Origin of the sequence: Sedimentimonas flavescens, from assembly GCF_025154035.1 — a bacterium.
Taxonomy (GTDB): Bacteria; Pseudomonadota; Alphaproteobacteria; order Rhodobacterales; family Rhodobacteraceae; genus Rhodobacter; species Rhodobacter flavescens.
In genome coordinates this window covers 352,802-365,739 of sequence record NZ_JAOALJ010000002.1, presented here as the reverse complement: position 1 = coordinate 365,739, position 12,938 = coordinate 352,802, and the positions used below count along the sequence as shown (strand labels likewise).

At 63.1% G+C, this 12,938-nt stretch carries 19 protein-coding genes; 16 read left to right on the top strand and 3 right to left on the bottom strand.

Annotation, left to right across the window (positions count from 1 at the left end; translation table 11 throughout):
* The first annotated feature begins 89 nt into the window (after positions 1-89).
* From N3C64_RS05155 to N3C64_RS05105, 11 genes are all read left to right on the top strand, one after another.
* Positions 90-953 carry an HpcH/HpaI aldolase/citrate lyase family protein gene (locus tag N3C64_RS05155; protein ID WP_260012531.1) on the top strand — a complete coding sequence of 288 codons (864 nt, stop codon included), beginning with the start codon at positions 90-92 and terminating at the stop codon, positions 951-953.
* 10 nt (positions 954-963) lie between these two features.
* A complete protein-coding gene (locus tag N3C64_RS05150; protein WP_260012529.1) occupies positions 964-1,509 on the top strand; it encodes an NnrU family protein in 546 nt (181 codons plus the stop codon).
* A 4-nt stretch (positions 1,510-1,513) separates the two neighbouring features.
* Positions 1,514-1,717: a DUF1737 domain-containing protein gene (locus tag N3C64_RS05145; RefSeq protein ID WP_218628720.1), complete on the top strand. Its 204-nt coding sequence runs from the start codon at positions 1,514-1,516 to the stop codon at positions 1,715-1,717.
* A complete protein-coding gene (locus N3C64_RS05140; protein ID WP_260012527.1) occupies positions 1,717-2,751 on the top strand; it encodes a MaoC family dehydratase in 1,035 nt (344 codons plus the stop codon). The genes N3C64_RS05145 and N3C64_RS05140 overlap by 1 nt, the downstream gene beginning before the upstream one ends.
* A gap of 321 nt (positions 2,752-3,072) precedes the next feature.
* Entirely contained in the window at positions 3,073-3,456 is a 384-nt protein-coding gene (sdhC, locus tag N3C64_RS05135) for a succinate dehydrogenase, cytochrome b556 subunit (RefSeq protein WP_218628718.1), read from the top strand.
* An 11-nt stretch (positions 3,457-3,467) separates the two neighbouring features.
* Complete coding sequence (gene sdhD / locus N3C64_RS05130) at positions 3,468-3,866, top strand: succinate dehydrogenase, hydrophobic membrane anchor protein (RefSeq protein WP_218628717.1); 399 nt, start codon at positions 3,468-3,470, stop codon at positions 3,864-3,866.
* Positions 3,867-3,881: 15 nt separating this feature from the next.
* Positions 3,882-5,687 (top strand): succinate dehydrogenase flavoprotein subunit, encoded by a 1,806-nt coding sequence (gene sdhA / locus N3C64_RS05125; protein ID WP_218628716.1) that lies wholly within the window; start codon positions 3,882-3,884, stop codon positions 5,685-5,687.
* Positions 5,687-5,968 carry a hypothetical protein gene (locus N3C64_RS05120; RefSeq protein ID WP_218628715.1) on the top strand — a complete coding sequence of 94 codons (282 nt, stop codon included), beginning with the start codon at positions 5,687-5,689 and terminating at the stop codon, positions 5,966-5,968. The genes sdhA and N3C64_RS05120 overlap by 1 nt, the downstream gene beginning before the upstream one ends.
* 18 nt (positions 5,969-5,986) lie before the next feature.
* Positions 5,987-6,763 (top strand): succinate dehydrogenase iron-sulfur subunit, encoded by a 777-nt coding sequence (locus tag N3C64_RS05115; protein ID WP_218628714.1) that lies wholly within the window; start codon positions 5,987-5,989, stop codon positions 6,761-6,763.
* A gap of 181 nt (positions 6,764-6,944) precedes the next feature.
* On the top strand, positions 6,945-7,121 hold the full coding sequence (locus N3C64_RS05110; RefSeq protein WP_260012515.1) for a hypothetical protein: 177 nt from the start codon (positions 6,945-6,947) through the stop codon (positions 7,119-7,121).
* Positions 7,122-7,214: 93 nt separating this feature from the next.
* Complete coding sequence (locus N3C64_RS05105) at positions 7,215-8,075, top strand: urea carboxylase-associated family protein (protein ID WP_260012514.1); 861 nt, start codon at positions 7,215-7,217, stop codon at positions 8,073-8,075.
* Positions 8,076-8,152: 77 nt separating this feature from the next.
* Here N3C64_RS05105 and N3C64_RS05100 read toward each other — a convergent pair whose 3' ends face one another.
* Positions 8,153-8,500 carry an ArsR/SmtB family transcription factor gene (locus tag N3C64_RS05100; RefSeq protein WP_260012512.1) on the bottom strand — a complete coding sequence of 116 codons (348 nt, stop codon included), beginning with the start codon at positions 8,498-8,500 and terminating at the stop codon, positions 8,153-8,155.
* A 215-nt stretch (positions 8,501-8,715) separates the two neighbouring features.
* Here N3C64_RS05100 and N3C64_RS05095 point away from each other — a divergent pair, with 215 nt between their 5' ends.
* The 5 genes from N3C64_RS05095 to N3C64_RS05075 all read left to right on the top strand — a co-directional run bounded on the left by N3C64_RS05095 (position 8,716) and on the right by N3C64_RS05075 (position 11,324).
* Positions 8,716-9,057, top strand: coding sequence for an AtpZ/AtpI family protein (locus tag N3C64_RS05095; protein WP_218628710.1), 342 nt, complete (start codon positions 8,716-8,718; stop codon positions 9,055-9,057).
* Between the two features lie 29 nt (positions 9,058-9,086).
* Positions 9,087-9,827, top strand: coding sequence for a F0F1 ATP synthase subunit A (locus N3C64_RS05090; protein ID WP_218628996.1), 741 nt, complete (start codon positions 9,087-9,089; stop codon positions 9,825-9,827).
* Between the two features lie 55 nt (positions 9,828-9,882).
* Positions 9,883-10,119 (top strand): F0F1 ATP synthase subunit C, encoded by a 237-nt coding sequence (locus N3C64_RS05085; protein ID WP_009157477.1) that lies wholly within the window; start codon positions 9,883-9,885, stop codon positions 10,117-10,119.
* Positions 10,120-10,192: 73 nt separating this feature from the next.
* On the top strand, positions 10,193-10,765 hold the full coding sequence (locus tag N3C64_RS05080) for a F0F1 ATP synthase subunit B' (protein ID WP_375546094.1): 573 nt from the start codon (positions 10,193-10,195) through the stop codon (positions 10,763-10,765).
* Between the two features lie 4 nt (positions 10,766-10,769).
* Entirely contained in the window at positions 10,770-11,324 is a 555-nt protein-coding gene (locus N3C64_RS05075; protein WP_218628994.1) for a F0F1 ATP synthase subunit B, read from the top strand.
* 48 nt (positions 11,325-11,372) lie between these two features.
* Here the strand turns inward: N3C64_RS05075 and N3C64_RS05070 are convergent, their stop codons facing one another.
* Both N3C64_RS05070 and N3C64_RS05065 read right to left on the bottom strand, forming a co-directional pair.
* On the bottom strand, positions 11,373-12,143 hold the full coding sequence (locus N3C64_RS05070; RefSeq protein WP_218628709.1) for a FadR/GntR family transcriptional regulator: 771 nt from the start codon (positions 12,141-12,143) through the stop codon (positions 11,373-11,375).
* Between the two features lie 110 nt (positions 12,144-12,253).
* On the bottom strand, positions 12,254-12,907 hold the full coding sequence (locus N3C64_RS05065; protein ID WP_260012507.1) for a YiaD family glycine zipper/OmpA-like lipoprotein: 654 nt from the start codon (positions 12,905-12,907) through the stop codon (positions 12,254-12,256).
* Positions 12,908-12,938 lie beyond the last annotated feature (31 nt).

Sequence of the window (12,938 nt, the reverse complement as noted above, 5' to 3'; positions counted from 1 at the left end):
TGACGTAATTCTGCATTGCGGCATTTCTGGGCTTGCCGATTCTGTCTCGTGTATGCTCTTTGGCGAAAGATTGTTGCGAGGAGAGAATCATGACTGCCCGCCCCTACCGCTCGGTTCTGTATATTCCCGGCTCGAAAGAGCGCGCGCTGGAAAAGGCGACCGGCCTTGCCTGCGACGCGATCATCTTCGACCTCGAAGACGCCGTTGCGGTGGATGAGAAGGTCAATGCGCGCTCTACCCTCGCCAAGGCGCTCAAAGAGGCCGACTATGGTCAGCGCGCCCGCATCGTGCGGGTCAACGGGCTGGATACCGAATGGGGCCGCGATGACATCCTGGCCTTTGCCGCCGCGATCCGCGAGGGCGCCAAGGTCGATGCGATCCTGATCCCGAAAGTGTCGAAAACCGCCGACCTCGATGCCGTCGCCGATCTGATCCAGGGCGTTCCGCTCTGGGCGATGATGGAGACTGCGCTTGGCATGATCAACGCCGCCGAGATCGCCGCGCATCCGCGGCTTGAGGGCATGGTGATGGGCACCAATGACCTCGCCAAGGAACTGCAAAGCCGCTTCCGCGCCGACCGCCTGCCGATGATGGCGGGTCTGGGTCAGTGCCTGCTGGCCGCCAAGGCCTATGGCAAGATTATCGTCGATGGGGTCTTCAACGCCTTCAAGGACGAAGAGGGTCTCAAGTTCGAGTGCGATCAGGGCCGCGACATGGGCTTTGATGGCAAGTCGCTGATCCACCCGGCGCAGCTGGAGATCGCCAACACGGCCTTTGCGCCCTCGGAAGCCGAGATCGACCTGGCGCAGCGCCAGATCGCGGCGTTCGAAGAGGCCGAGAAACAGGGCCTTGGCGTTGCGGTCGTGGATGGAAAGATCGTCGAAAACCTGCATATCGTGACCGCGCGGCAGGTTCTCGCGAAAGCGGAGGCGATTGCCGCTCTGAGCAACTGAGGGGCAAATTATGGCTATCCTGATCCTTGGCGTCCTGCTGTGGGCGCTGCCGCATCTGGCAAAACGTATCGTTCCGGGCTTTCACCGCAACCTCAAGGGGGCCGAACGCCCGATGGTCGCGGGGCTGGTTCTGGTGGGCGTGCTGCTGATGGTGGTGGGCTACCGCGCGGCCGACGGGGCGATCTTCTGGGGGCGCTCGGCGCCGCTTGCGGGGATCAACAACCTGCTGATGCTGGCCTCGGTCTATCTGTTTGCCGCGGCGGGAATGCAGACGGCGGTGGCGCGCAAGATGCGCCACCCGATGCTGAGCGCGATGATCCTGTGGTCGGTGGCGCATCTGCTGGTGAACGGCGATGTGCCCAGCTTCGTGCTGTTCGGCGGCCTCGCCCTCTGGGCTGTGCTGGAGATGGTACTGATTAACCGCGCTGCGCCCGGCTGGACGCCGCCCAAGCCGGTTCCGGCGAAGAAAGAGGCGATGGCCGCCATCGGCGCGCTGGTCGTCTACGGCGCTATCGCCGGGGTGCACTACGCTCTTGGCTATCCTGCATTCGGGTGATGCGATGAAACTCTACCGCCTTCTGACCGACGATGACACCTCGGCCTTCTGCCACAAGGTCTCGCTGGCCCTGTCCAAGGGATGGGAGCTGCATGGCGACCCGTCCTATGCCTATGACGCGGGCAAGGGCGTGATGCGTTGCGCGCAGGCCGTCACCAAGGTCGTGCCGGGGGACTATCACCCCGACCTCAAACTGGGAGAACAATGATGGCTAAGACCAATCCGGGCCGCTTTTTCGAGGATTACAAGGTCGGGCAGGTGATCCGCCACGCCGTGCCGCGCACCGTCTCGGGGGGCGAGCGGGCGATGTATCACGCGCTCTACCCGGCGCGCAGCGCGCTCTATTCAAGCGACGAGTTCGCCCGTGTCAGCGGTCTGCCCTCGGCCCCGATCGACGATCTGGCGGCCTTCCATGTGGTCTTCGGCAAGACCGTGCCGGATGTCTCGCTGAACGCGGTCGCGAACCTTGGCTATGCCGAAGGCCGCTGGCTGCGCCCGGTCTATCCGGGCGACACGCTGCGCTCGGAAAGCGAGGTGATCGGCGTCAAGGAGAACTCGAACGGCAAGTCGGGCGTGGTCTATGTCCGCACCACGGGTCTTAATCAGTATGACCACAAGGTCATGGAATATGTTCGCTGGGTCATGGTGCGCAAAGGCGATCTGTCGGCCCCTGCGCCCGAGGCGGTGGTGCCGAACCTCGCCAAGGTCGTGGACCCTAAGGATCTGGTGGTGCCGACCGGGCTCGATTTCTCGAACTACGATTTCGAACTGGCGGGCGAGCCGCATCGCTGGGGCGATTACGAGGTGGGCGAAAAGATCGACCACGTCGATGGCGTCACCATCGAAGAGGCCGAGCACATGATCGCCACGCGCCTGTGGCAGAACACCGCCAAGGTGCATTTTGACGCGACCTTCCGCGAGGATGGCAAGCGGCTGATCTATGGCGGCCATGTCATTTCGATGGCGCGCGCGCTGTCGTTCAACGGGCTGGCCAACGCGCAGATGATCGTCGCACTGAACGGCGGCGCCCATGCCAACCCGTGCTTTGCGGGCGACACGATCAAGGCCTGGTCCGAGGTGCTCGACAAGGCTGAGACGGGTGCGCCGGGCGTCGGCGCGATCCGGCTGCGGCTGGTGGCAACCAAGCAGGGCGCCGCGCCTTTCGCCTACAAGGGCGAAGATGGCAAATACGCCCCCGAGGTGCTGCTTGACCTCGATTATTGGGCGCTGATGCCGATCTGATCGCGAGGCGCGGGTTTTTCGGGCTTTTTCGGCGTCCGTTTCCGGCGGGCGCCGTTCTCTTGCCGGGTCGCGGGGGCCAGAGACTCACCCTGCGGCGCCGTCGGGTCTGATAGCGGCAACATGTGATCACGGCCTGAAAATTCGTGATCACAAATGCCAATTTTCCGCATTCAATGCACCGAAATGGGCATTTCCTCTATTCTCTTTGCGTGACTTGCGCAAAAATTGCGTTATTGAGAAAGCGCAATTCCGGCCAACCCCGACCGCGCAGCCACCTCAGGCAGCGCCTCAGATCGGGGCCTAGCGACAGAGGGACCCAAAATGGCTGAAGTGAAACGGGTTGAACGGCCCCTTTCCCCCCATCTGCAGATCTACCGCCCGCAGCTGACGTCTTTCACCTCGATCCTGACGCGGATCACCGGCAATGCGCTCATCGTGGGCGTTCTGCTGGCAGTGTGGTGGCTGCTCGCGGCGGCGACGAGCCCTGCATATTTCGAAATGGCGAATGCCGTGGCCACCTCGTGGTTCGGCGACCTGATCTTCACCCTGTCGGCCTGGGCACTGTGGTATCACTACCTCGCCGGCCTGCGTCACCTGTATTTCGACGCCGGTAAAGGCCTCGACATCGAGACGGCCGAGAAGCTCGGCATGGGCATGATCGTCGGTTCGGTCGTTCTGACCATCATCACTCTCATTCTGGTCTGAGGAGCATCCCCATGCGTTACCTGACCGCCCGCAAGCGCGCCGAAGGCAAGGGCGCGGCCCACACCGGCACCGAGCACCACTGGTTCATGACCGTGACCTCGGTCGCGCTCGCTTTCCTGATCCCGGTTTTCGTCATCGTGTTCGGGCGCGCGCTCGGCCAGCCGGCCGAAGGCGTGATCGCGACCTTCTCGCATCCCTTCCCGGCGATCCTGACCGCGCTGACCGTGTTCGTCGGCATGCGCCACTTCGCCAAGGGTGCGCAGATGATGATCGAGGACTACGCCCAGGGCCCCACCCGCAAGGCGCTGATCATCCTCGCTTCTTCCATTTCCTACATCGTCATCGCTGTCGCGCTCTACGCGCTGGCCAAGCTGACGATGGTCGGCTTCCTCTTCGAAGCCATGCACTGAGACAGGACCAGACAGATGGCAGCTTACACTTACGAGACGCATGAATATGACGTCGTGGTCGTGGGCGCGGGCGGCGCGGGTCTGCGCGCTACCCTCGGCATGGCGGAACAGGGCCTGCGCACGGCCTGTGTAACCAAGGTCTTCCCGACCCGCTCGCACACCGTGGCGGCGCAGGGCGGCATCGCCGCCTCGCTTGGCAACATGGGCCCGGACAGCTGGCAGTGGCACATGTTCGACACCGTCAAGGGGTCGGACTGGCTGGGCGATACCGACGCGATGGAATACCTCGCGCGCGAAGCTCCCAAGGCGGTTTACGAGCTTGAGCACTACGGCGTGCCGTTCTCGCGCACCGAAGAAGGCAAGATCTACCAGCGTCCGTTCGGTGGCCACACCACCGAATTCGGCGACGGCCCGCCCGTGCAGCGTACCTGCGCCGCGGCCGACCGCACCGGTCACGCGATCCTGCACACGCTCTATGGCCAGTCGCTCAAGAACAACGCCGAGTTCTTCATCGAGTACTTTGCTATCGACCTGATCATGTCGGATGACGGCGTGTGCCAGGGCGTGGTCTGCTGGAAGCTCGACGACGGTACCTTCCACGTCTTCAACGCCAAGATGGTCGTTCTGGCCACCGGCGGTTACGGCCGCGCCTATTTCTCGGCGACCTCGGCGCATACCTGCACCGGCGACGGTGGCGGCATGGTGGCCCGTGCGGGCCTTGCGCTGCAGGACATGGAATTCGTGCAGTTCCACCCGACCGGCATCTACGGCTCGGGCTGCCTCATCACCGAGGGCGCGCGCGGCGAGGGCGGTTACCTGACCAACAGCCAAGGCGAGCGCTTCATGGAGCGTTACGCTCCCCACTACAAGGATCTGGCGCCGCGTGACTATGTCTCGCGCTGCATGACCATGGAAATCCGCGAAGGCCGCGGCGTGGGCGAGCATGGCGACCACATCCACCTGAACCTGTCGCACCTGCCGGCCGAAGCACTGGCCGAGCGTCTGCCGGGCATCTCGGAATCGGCGAAGATCTTCGCCGGTGTGGACGTGACCAAAGAGCCGATCCCGGTTCTGCCGACCGTGCACTACAACATGGGCGGTATCCCGACCAACTACTGGGGCGAGGTGCTGAACCCGACCGCAGCGAACCCGACCGCAGTCGTTCCGGGCCTGATGGCCGTGGGCGAAGCCGGTTGCGCCTCGGTGCACGGTGCGAATCGTCTCGGTTCGAACTCGCTGATCGACCTCGTAGTCTTCGGCCGCGCCGCCGCGATCCGCGCCGGTCAGGTTGTCGATCCCAAGGCCCGCAACGGCGCGCTCAACCAGGCGTCGGTGGACAAGGCCTTCGATCGCTTCGACGGTCTGCGCAACGCCACGGGTTCGATCCCGACCGCCGATCTGCGCCTTGAGATGCAGAAAACCATGCAGGCCGACGCCGCCGTGTTCCGCACCGACAAGACCCTGGCCGAAGGCGTCGAGAAGATGACCGCCATCGCCGCCAAGCTCTCGGATCTGAAGGTCACCGACCGTTCGCTGATCTGGAACTCGGACCTGATGGAGACGCTGGAGCTGACGAACCTGATGCCGAATGCGCTGGCGACCATCGTTGGCGCCGAGGCCCGTAAGGAATCGCGCGGCGCCCACGCTTCGGAAGATCATTCGACCCGCGACGACGAAAACTGGCGTGTGCACTCGGTGATGCGCGTGGACGGCAACAAGGTCGACCTGACCTACCGTCCGGTCATCGTCGATCCGCTGACCACCGAAGCCGAAGGCGGCATCAGCCTCGCGAAGATCGCGCCCAAGGCGCGTACCTTCTGATGGCGAAAGGGCTGGCATATGGGCTTTTGGCCGCGGGGGCGCTTGCGCTCGCGGCCTGTGGGCCGATCCCGGTGGATCAGGCCGAGGCCCAATGCCGCGACATGCTCCGCCCGGTCAGCGGCGAGGCCAAGATCGGTGTCAACCAGGACCGCGCGGTCTACGACATCGACATGAAGCTGCAGGTCTCGACGATGATGGGCGGCGATCCGTCCAACGCCTATAACCGCTGCGTATATAACAAATCCGGCCAGTTCCCGACGCGGCCGTATTATTCCCGCTAGGATACGAAGGGATCGAAAATGGTTCAGTTCACGCTTCCCAAGAACTCGAAAATCCGCGTCGGCAAGACCTGGCCGAAGCCGGAAGGCAAGAATGTCCGCAAGTTCCAGATCTACCGCTGGGACCCGGACACCGGTGAAAACCCGCGGGTCGACACCTATTTCCTCGACATGGACAAGTGCGGCCCGATGGTTCTGGACGCGCTCATCAAGATCAAGAACGAGGTCGATCCGACCCTGACTTTCCGCCGCTCGTGCCGCGAGGGGATCTGCGGGTCCTGCGCGATGAACATCGACGGGATCAACACGCTGGCCTGTATCTACGGCCTCGACGAGATCAAGGGCGACGTCAAGATCTACCCGCTGCCGCATATGCCGGTGGTCAAGGACCTGATCCCGGACCTGACCCACTTCTACGCGCAGCACGCCTCGATCATGCCCTGGCTTGAGACCAAGACGAACCGTCCGGCCAAGGAATGGCGCCAGTCGATCGAAGACCGCAAGAAGCTCGACGGTCTTTATGAATGCGTTATGTGCGCCTCGTGCTCGACCTCGTGCCCGAGCTACTGGTGGAACGGCGACAAATACCTTGGGCCGGCGGCTCTGCTGCACGCCTATCGCTGGATCATCGATAGCCGCGACGAGGCCACCGGCGAGCGTCTGGACAACCTTGAAGACCCCTTCAAGCTGTATCGCTGCCACACCATCATGAACTGCGCGAAGACCTGCCCGAAGGGCCTGAACCCCGCCAAGGCGATCGCCGAAATCAAGCGCATGATGATCAACCGCCACGTCTGATCTGGCGCTCGGACACAATATTTAGGCCCCGGAGCGTCTCCGGGGCCTTTTTGTTGCGTTATGGCCTTTATGCTGCATTGCAGAAAATTCATATCACGCTTGCGGCATCAGGGCTTTCCTCTCGCGTCAAGCGGTCCTAAATGGGCGGTAGGGAGGAACTCGTGCAGCAAGGAGTTCCAAGATGACTGTCCTTAAGTTCGTGAAGAAGTCGGAGCGTGACCTCGCACAGGAAGCCCTGCAGGTCCTCGAAGAAGCCTACGCGTATTACACCCCCGAGGCCAAACTGGTGAGCGCCGGTTCCGATCTGCCCGGCGAAACCCCGCTTGAGCAGATGTATGGCTATTACTCGGCAGCCTGAGCCCTGAACGAAATTCACGGAAAGCCCCGGAGCCTCGGTTCCGGGGCTTTTCTTTTCCGAGGCGACGGGCACGATGGCGCAAAAGGAATCGCCATGAAACTTGTCCATCCCGAACATGCTCCGCCCGCCGATGCCGAGGCGCGCCGTGCCATCGCCCCGGTGATCTGTTATCCGGTGGATGCGCTGCCCGGCCCCGATCTTGCCGCCTATCGCGCCGCGCGAGCGGGTTGGGAGAAGACGTCCGAGGTGATCGTTCCGCCGCGCGAGGCAAGCTGTTTCGAGGTTCCCGCCGGGAATTTCTTTCGCATCGTTTCCGTCGAGGGACCGCAGGTGGGCGATCTGAACCTATGGTCGGCGGATCTGTCCGAGCGGTTCTATTCGGGCAAAACGCGGGCGCTGCATGGCACGCATCTGAGCACCGGGGATAGGCTCTGGTCGTCCTTTCCGACCCTGCGGCCGATGGCGACGATCACCGAGGACACGCTGGATTGGTATGGTTTCGATGCTTTCGGCGGCTCGGTCCATGACGTGATCGGGACGCGCTGCGATCCCTATACGCATTGCCTGCTGTCGGACGGCGGGCAGTATCATCATTGCTGCCATTCGAACCTCACCCGGGCGCTGGCCGATGCGCGTGGGCTGTCCTTGCCCGAGGCCGAGCGCCATGTGCATGACGTGCTCAACGTCTTCATGTGCACGGGCTTCACACGCGAGACCGGGCAGTACTTCATGAAGGCCTCTCCGGTGCGCCCTGGGGATTATATGGAGTTCTTCGCCGAGATCGACCTGTTGGGTGCACTCTCGGCCTGCCCGGGAGGGGATTGCTCGGCCGAGCACTCCTCGGACGCGGCGCACTGCTATCCACTGCTGGTTGAAGTGTTTCGGCCATCAGCGCCGCCAGCAGGTTGGGCGCAGCCAGCGACGAGCGGATATGGCCGTAGCCACGGGCGGTAAGCGGGGCAGGGGGCTGTCTGCCCCCTCTTCGGCTGCGCCGAATTCACCCCCGAGGATATTTTACCCACATTGAAGGGTCAGGGGCTATCGGGACTGCCCAGTTCGGCTTCGAGGAACCGCTCGAACGCGTCGAGGTCGATGGGTTCGAACTGGCCAAAGCCCTGGATCCAGATAGTCGCGTCGCGCAGGGCGTGGGGCTCTAGCTTGCACCATTTCACCCGCCCGCGCTTTTCCTGGGTGATCAGACCGGCGTCGGCCAGGATCGAGAGGTGCTTGGAGATCGCGGCGAGCGACATCGAGAAGGGCTCGGCCACGTCGGTGACGGCCATGTCGTCTTCGAGCAGCATGGTCAGGATGGCGCGCCGTGTCGGGTCCGCAAGGGCGGCGAAAATGGCATCGAGCGGGGAGGCGGCGTCGCTGGTCATGCACAAGTCATGGGGCAGGCTTGAAAAAACGTCAACCAATCGGTTGAATGTGCGATTTTGGCCGGATTTGCTTGGTGGCCGGCAGTTGCGCGATGAAGGCATTTTGAAATTCTTTTAATATCAGTGGGTTGGATAGCTTTCGCGCTGGCGCTAACGGCGTTGACTCACGCGGGTGTGACGTCTATCAAGCTCGAGAGTTTAAGCGGGGGCCGCCCATGTCCGATCGTCCCTCTGACGAGCCTGATCCCGACCGCCTTGAGGCGCTGGAGAAACGGCTGGCAGAGGCGAAAGCGGCGCGGGCGCCCAAGCCGCGGGTCGATACCAAAGCCGCGCAGGCGAACCTTGCCTGGCGAATGGTGATCGAGATGGTTTCGGGGCTGGGGATCGGCTTCGGCATCGGATATGGGCTTGATGTGCTGATCGGCACGCAGCCCTGGATGATGTTGCTGTTTACGATCCTTGGACTCGTGGCGGGGGTGCGGGTGATGCTGCGATCCGCCGAAGAGATGAACAAGGAACGCCCGGCTGCGAATGCAGCCGATGAAGAGGGAAGATAGACGTGTCGGAAGCTAGCGGCGAAGGCCTGATGTTCCACCCGATGGATCAGTTCATCGTGAAGCCTCTCTTCGGTGAGGGGCCGGTCCACTGGTACACCCCCACCAACGCTTCGCTTTGGATGGTTCTGGGTGTTGTCGGCATCATTCTGATGCTGGTCGTGGGCACCCGTGGCCGAGCCATCGTGCCCTCGCGCGGTCAATCGGTCGCCGAGCTTGCCTATGGCTTCATCCACAAGATGGTTGAAGACGTGGCTGGCAAGGACGGGCTGAAGTTCTTCCCCTACATCTTCACGCTGTTCCTCTTCATCGTGTTCTCGAACTTCCTCGGGCTGCTGCCCAAGGCCTTCACCCCCACCTCGCACATCGCCGTGACGGCCGTGCTGGCGGTTCTGGTTTTCGTGACCGTGACCGTGGTGGGCTTCGTGAAGAACGGCGCTTCTTTCCTGAGCCTGTTCTGGGTCAGCTCGGCGCCGCTGGCGCTGCGCCCGGTGCTCGCGCTGATTGAGGTGATCTCCTACTTCGTGCGTCCGGTCAGCCACTCCATCCGTCTTGCGGGTAACATGATGGCCGGCCACGCCGTTATCAAAGTGTTCGCGGCCTTCGCTCCGCTGATCCTCATGTCGGGTATCGGCATTGTCGTGACCCCGCTGTCGATCCTGGCGATCACCGCGATGTACGGCCTCGAAATCCTGGTGGCTTTCATCCAGGCCTATGTCTTCACGATCCTGACCTGCGTCTACCTGCGCGACGCTCTGCATCCGCACCACTAAGGTCCGGGATCCTCGAAAACCAATTCTGCCAATTCCAACCTCAAGGAGTACGAACATGGAAGGCGATATCGTTCAAATGGGTGCTTACATCGGCGCTGGCCTGGCCTGCATGGGCATGGGTGGGGCTGCTGTCGGTGTGGGCAACGTTGCCGGCAACTTCCTGTCGGGCGCTCTGCGTAACCCGTCGGCCGCCGCTGGCCAGACCGCCACGCTGTTCATCGGCATCGCGTTCGCGGAAGCCCTGGGGATCTTCTCGTTCCTCGTCGCGCTTCTGCTCATGTTCGCCGTCTGATCCCTTTTCGCATCCTTGCGGTCGGATGGACCTAATGGGTCCATCCGGTAATTGAAGGGTCCAGGGGGACGACATGGCTAACGAACACGAAGCGGCCAACATGGCGCATGACGCGGGTGCCGTTGCAGCGGAAGCTGCGGGTCACGCCGCTGAGTCCGCTGGCATGCCGCAACTCGATTTCTCGACCTTCGGGAACCAGATCTTCTGGCTCCTGGTGACTCTGGTCGTGATCTATTGGGTGCTGTCGCGCATCGCCCTGCCGCGCATCGCTGCGGTTCTGGCAGATCGTCAGGGGACCATCGCCGGTGATCTCGCGGCTGCGGAAGACTACAAGCTGAAGGCCAAGGACGCCGAGGCAGCCTATGAAAAGGCGCTCGCCGATGCCCGCGCCCAGGCCCAGAAGATCGTTGGGGAAGCCCGCGCCGAGATCCAGAAGGAACTCGATGTGGCGACCGCCAAGGCAGATGCCGAAATCTCGGCGCGTGCTGCGGAATCCGAAGCCCGGATCACCGAAATCCGCGCCGGTGCGCTGGAGGCGGTGGAAGCCGTCGCCCGGGACACCGCTGCCGAGATCGTGTCGACTCTGGGTGGCAAGGCTGACGCGTCCGCTCTGGCCGAGGCTGTCGGCGCACGGCTGAAGGGGTAAGATGATGAAGAAACTTTCGTTCCTCCTCATTCTCGCCGCGCAGCCCGCTCTGGCCGCATCCGGTCCGTTCTTCTCGCTGCGCAACACCGACTTCGTCGTCACGATCGCGTTTCTGATCTTTGTTGCCGTGGTCCTGAAGGCCAAGGTTCCGGGGATGCTGGGCAAGCTGCTCGACAAGCGCGCCGCTGGCATCAAGGCCGACCTCGAAGACGCGCGGGAACTGCGTGAGGAGGCTCAGTCGATCCTGGCCACCTATGAGCGCAAGGCCCGTGAGGTTCAGGCGCAGGCCGACGAGATCGTGGTTGCCGCCAAGCGTGACGCCCAAGCCGCGGCCGAGCAGGCCAAGGCCGATCTGCGCAACTCGATCGCGCGTCGCCTGAAGGCGGCCGAGGATCAGATCGCCTCTGCCGAAGCTTCGGCGCTGAAAGAGGTCAAGGACCGTGCCGTGCTGGTGGCGATTGCCGCTGCGGGCGAGGTCATGGCCAAGCAGATCTCGGCGAAGGACAAGGCTGGCATGATCGACGCCGCCATCGCCGATGTCGAAACGCGTATGCACTGAGCGACAGATACATGAATGAAAAACCCGGCCTCGTGGCCGGGTTTTTTTTTATGTCTTTTCGGACTGATGTCTTAGGCGCAACTGCGCCAGCGCCTCGTGGCGTTCGGCCTTTCGCTGATCGTGCAGCGCGGTTTCGACGAACTCCATATGGGTTGCCACCGCTGCCCGCGCCGCCGCGCCGTCGCGCGCCTGGATGGCCGTGTTGATGGCGCGGTGTTGTTCCAACAGCGCATCGCGCGTCGGGCGATTGCGGAACATGACCTGGCGGTTATAGAACACCCCCTCCTGCAGCAAATCGAACATCGCGCGCATCATGTGTAGCATGATGACGTTGTGGCTGGCCTCGACGATGGCCATGTGAAACAGCGCATCCAGCGCGGCCTCATCGGCAGGGTTGCGCTTGGAATGCACTGCCTCCATGCGCCGGAACAGCGTGTCGATCACTTCGAGATCGGTGTCGGAGCCGAGCCGCGCCGCGCGTTCGGCGGCCATGCCCTCGATATCCTTGCGGAAGGAGAGGTAGTCGAAAACCGCCTGATCGTTCTGGGCAAACAGGCGTATCAGCGCGGGGGAGAAGGCCGACCCCAAGACATCCGCCACGAAAATCCCCGATCCGGCGCGCGTGGTCAGCAGCCCGACCTCTTGCAACTCTGCGACGGCTTCGCGCAGCGACGGGCGTGAGACGTCCAGCCGCTCTGACAGTTCGCGCTCGGATGGCAACCGTTCGCCGGGCCGCAGGATACCCTGCAGGATCAGGCCTTCGATCTGCCGGACGACGGCAGAGGCCAGCTTCTCGGACTCGATTTTCTGAAATGGCATCTTTCCCCCCTGTGGTCAAAATGTATGACCGCATTTCGGGGCGGGCAATGAAAATCGGTAAAATAGTAAGGCCGGGCAAAGCCCGGCCTTCAAGGTTGTCGGTCCGCCGCTTACCTGTTCGGGCGGATAATGAACTCGACCCGACGATTCTGGGAACGGCCCTCGGGGGTCAGGTTCGAGGCGATGGGCTGATCCTCGCCACGGCCATAGGCCACGACGCGGTGGCGCGGCACTCCGGCCCCGATCAGGATATTCGCGACCGAGTTGGCGCGATCCTGCGACAGGCGCTGGTTGTAGCGCGCATCGCCCGTGTTGTCGGTGTGGCCGATGACCTCGACGGTGGTGTCGGGATAGCGGTTCAGGCTGCCGGCGAGCGTGTAAAGGTCGCGCTGCAGGTCGGGGCGCACGGCCGAGCTGTCGATGGCGAACAGCACATCCTGCGGCATGGTCACGACCAGCTCCGAGCCGGTGTTGACGACGGAAACCCCGTTGGTGTCGAGGTCGCGGCGCAGCTCTTGCGCCTGCTTGTCGAGTTGGTTGCCGATCACGCCGCCGATCATGCCGCCCACGGCCGCGCCCGCCAAAGTCTTGGTCAGGCGCTCGTCACCGTCGGCCGTTGCGCCGAGAACGCCGCCGATCAGGGCGCCGGTCACCGCGCCGGTGTTGCGGTTCTGGTTGGGATTGTAGGTGCCGTCGGTCGGCGTACAGGCGCTGAGGGCTGCGATGCCGGGAACGCCGAGAAGCAGGAGGTGTGATTTTTTCATGTAACTGCCTTCGTCTTGGCCCCGCATGGGG

What these genes read in the sequence shown, in the direction of transcription:
- N3C64_RS05110 (WP_260012515.1), top strand. Translation starts at nt 6,945, where the DNA reads ATGACTGTCCTTAAGTTCGTGAAGAAGTCGGAGCGTGACCTCGCACAG.
- N3C64_RS05095 (WP_218628710.1), top strand. Translation starts at nt 8,716, where the DNA reads ATGTCCGATCGTCCCTCTGACGAGCCTGATCCCGACCGCCTTGAGGCG.
- N3C64_RS05075 (WP_218628994.1), top strand. Translation starts at nt 10,770, where the DNA reads ATGAAGAAACTTTCGTTCCTCCTCATTCTCGCCGCGCAGCCCGCTCTG.
- N3C64_RS05080 (WP_375546094.1), top strand. Translation starts at nt 10,193, where the DNA reads ATGGCTAACGAACACGAAGCGGCCAACATGGCGCATGACGCGGGTGCC.
- N3C64_RS05090 (WP_218628996.1), top strand. Translation starts at nt 9,087, where the DNA reads ATGTTCCACCCGATGGATCAGTTCATCGTGAAGCCTCTCTTCGGTGAG.
- sdhD (WP_218628717.1), top strand. Translation starts at nt 3,468, where the DNA reads ATGCGTTACCTGACCGCCCGCAAGCGCGCCGAAGGCAAGGGCGCGGCC.
- N3C64_RS05155 (WP_260012531.1), top strand. Translation starts at nt 90, where the DNA reads ATGACTGCCCGCCCCTACCGCTCGGTTCTGTATATTCCCGGCTCGAAA.
- N3C64_RS05120 (WP_218628715.1), top strand. Translation starts at nt 5,687, where the DNA reads ATGGCGAAAGGGCTGGCATATGGGCTTTTGGCCGCGGGGGCGCTTGCG.
- sdhA (WP_218628716.1), top strand. Translation starts at nt 3,882, where the DNA reads ATGGCAGCTTACACTTACGAGACGCATGAATATGACGTCGTGGTCGTG.
- N3C64_RS05070 (WP_218628709.1), bottom strand. Translation starts at nt 12,143, where the DNA reads ATGCCATTTCAGAAAATCGAGTCCGAGAAGCTGGCCTCTGCCGTCGTC.
- N3C64_RS05100 (WP_260012512.1), bottom strand. Translation starts at nt 8,500, where the DNA reads ATGACCAGCGACGCCGCCTCCCCGCTCGATGCCATTTTCGCCGCCCTT.
- N3C64_RS05085 (WP_009157477.1), top strand. Translation starts at nt 9,883, where the DNA reads ATGGAAGGCGATATCGTTCAAATGGGTGCTTACATCGGCGCTGGCCTG.
- N3C64_RS05065 (WP_260012507.1), bottom strand. Translation starts at nt 12,907, where the DNA reads ATGAAAAAATCACACCTCCTGCTTCTCGGCGTTCCCGGCATCGCAGCC.
- N3C64_RS05140 (WP_260012527.1), top strand. Translation starts at nt 1,717, where the DNA reads ATGGCTAAGACCAATCCGGGCCGCTTTTTCGAGGATTACAAGGTCGGG.
- N3C64_RS05115 (WP_218628714.1), top strand. Translation starts at nt 5,987, where the DNA reads ATGGTTCAGTTCACGCTTCCCAAGAACTCGAAAATCCGCGTCGGCAAG.
- N3C64_RS05105 (WP_260012514.1), top strand. Translation starts at nt 7,215, where the DNA reads ATGAAACTTGTCCATCCCGAACATGCTCCGCCCGCCGATGCCGAGGCG.
- N3C64_RS05150 (WP_260012529.1), top strand. Translation starts at nt 964, where the DNA reads ATGGCTATCCTGATCCTTGGCGTCCTGCTGTGGGCGCTGCCGCATCTG.
- N3C64_RS05145 (WP_218628720.1), top strand. Translation starts at nt 1,514, where the DNA reads ATGAAACTCTACCGCCTTCTGACCGACGATGACACCTCGGCCTTCTGC.
- sdhC (WP_218628718.1), top strand. Translation starts at nt 3,073, where the DNA reads ATGGCTGAAGTGAAACGGGTTGAACGGCCCCTTTCCCCCCATCTGCAG.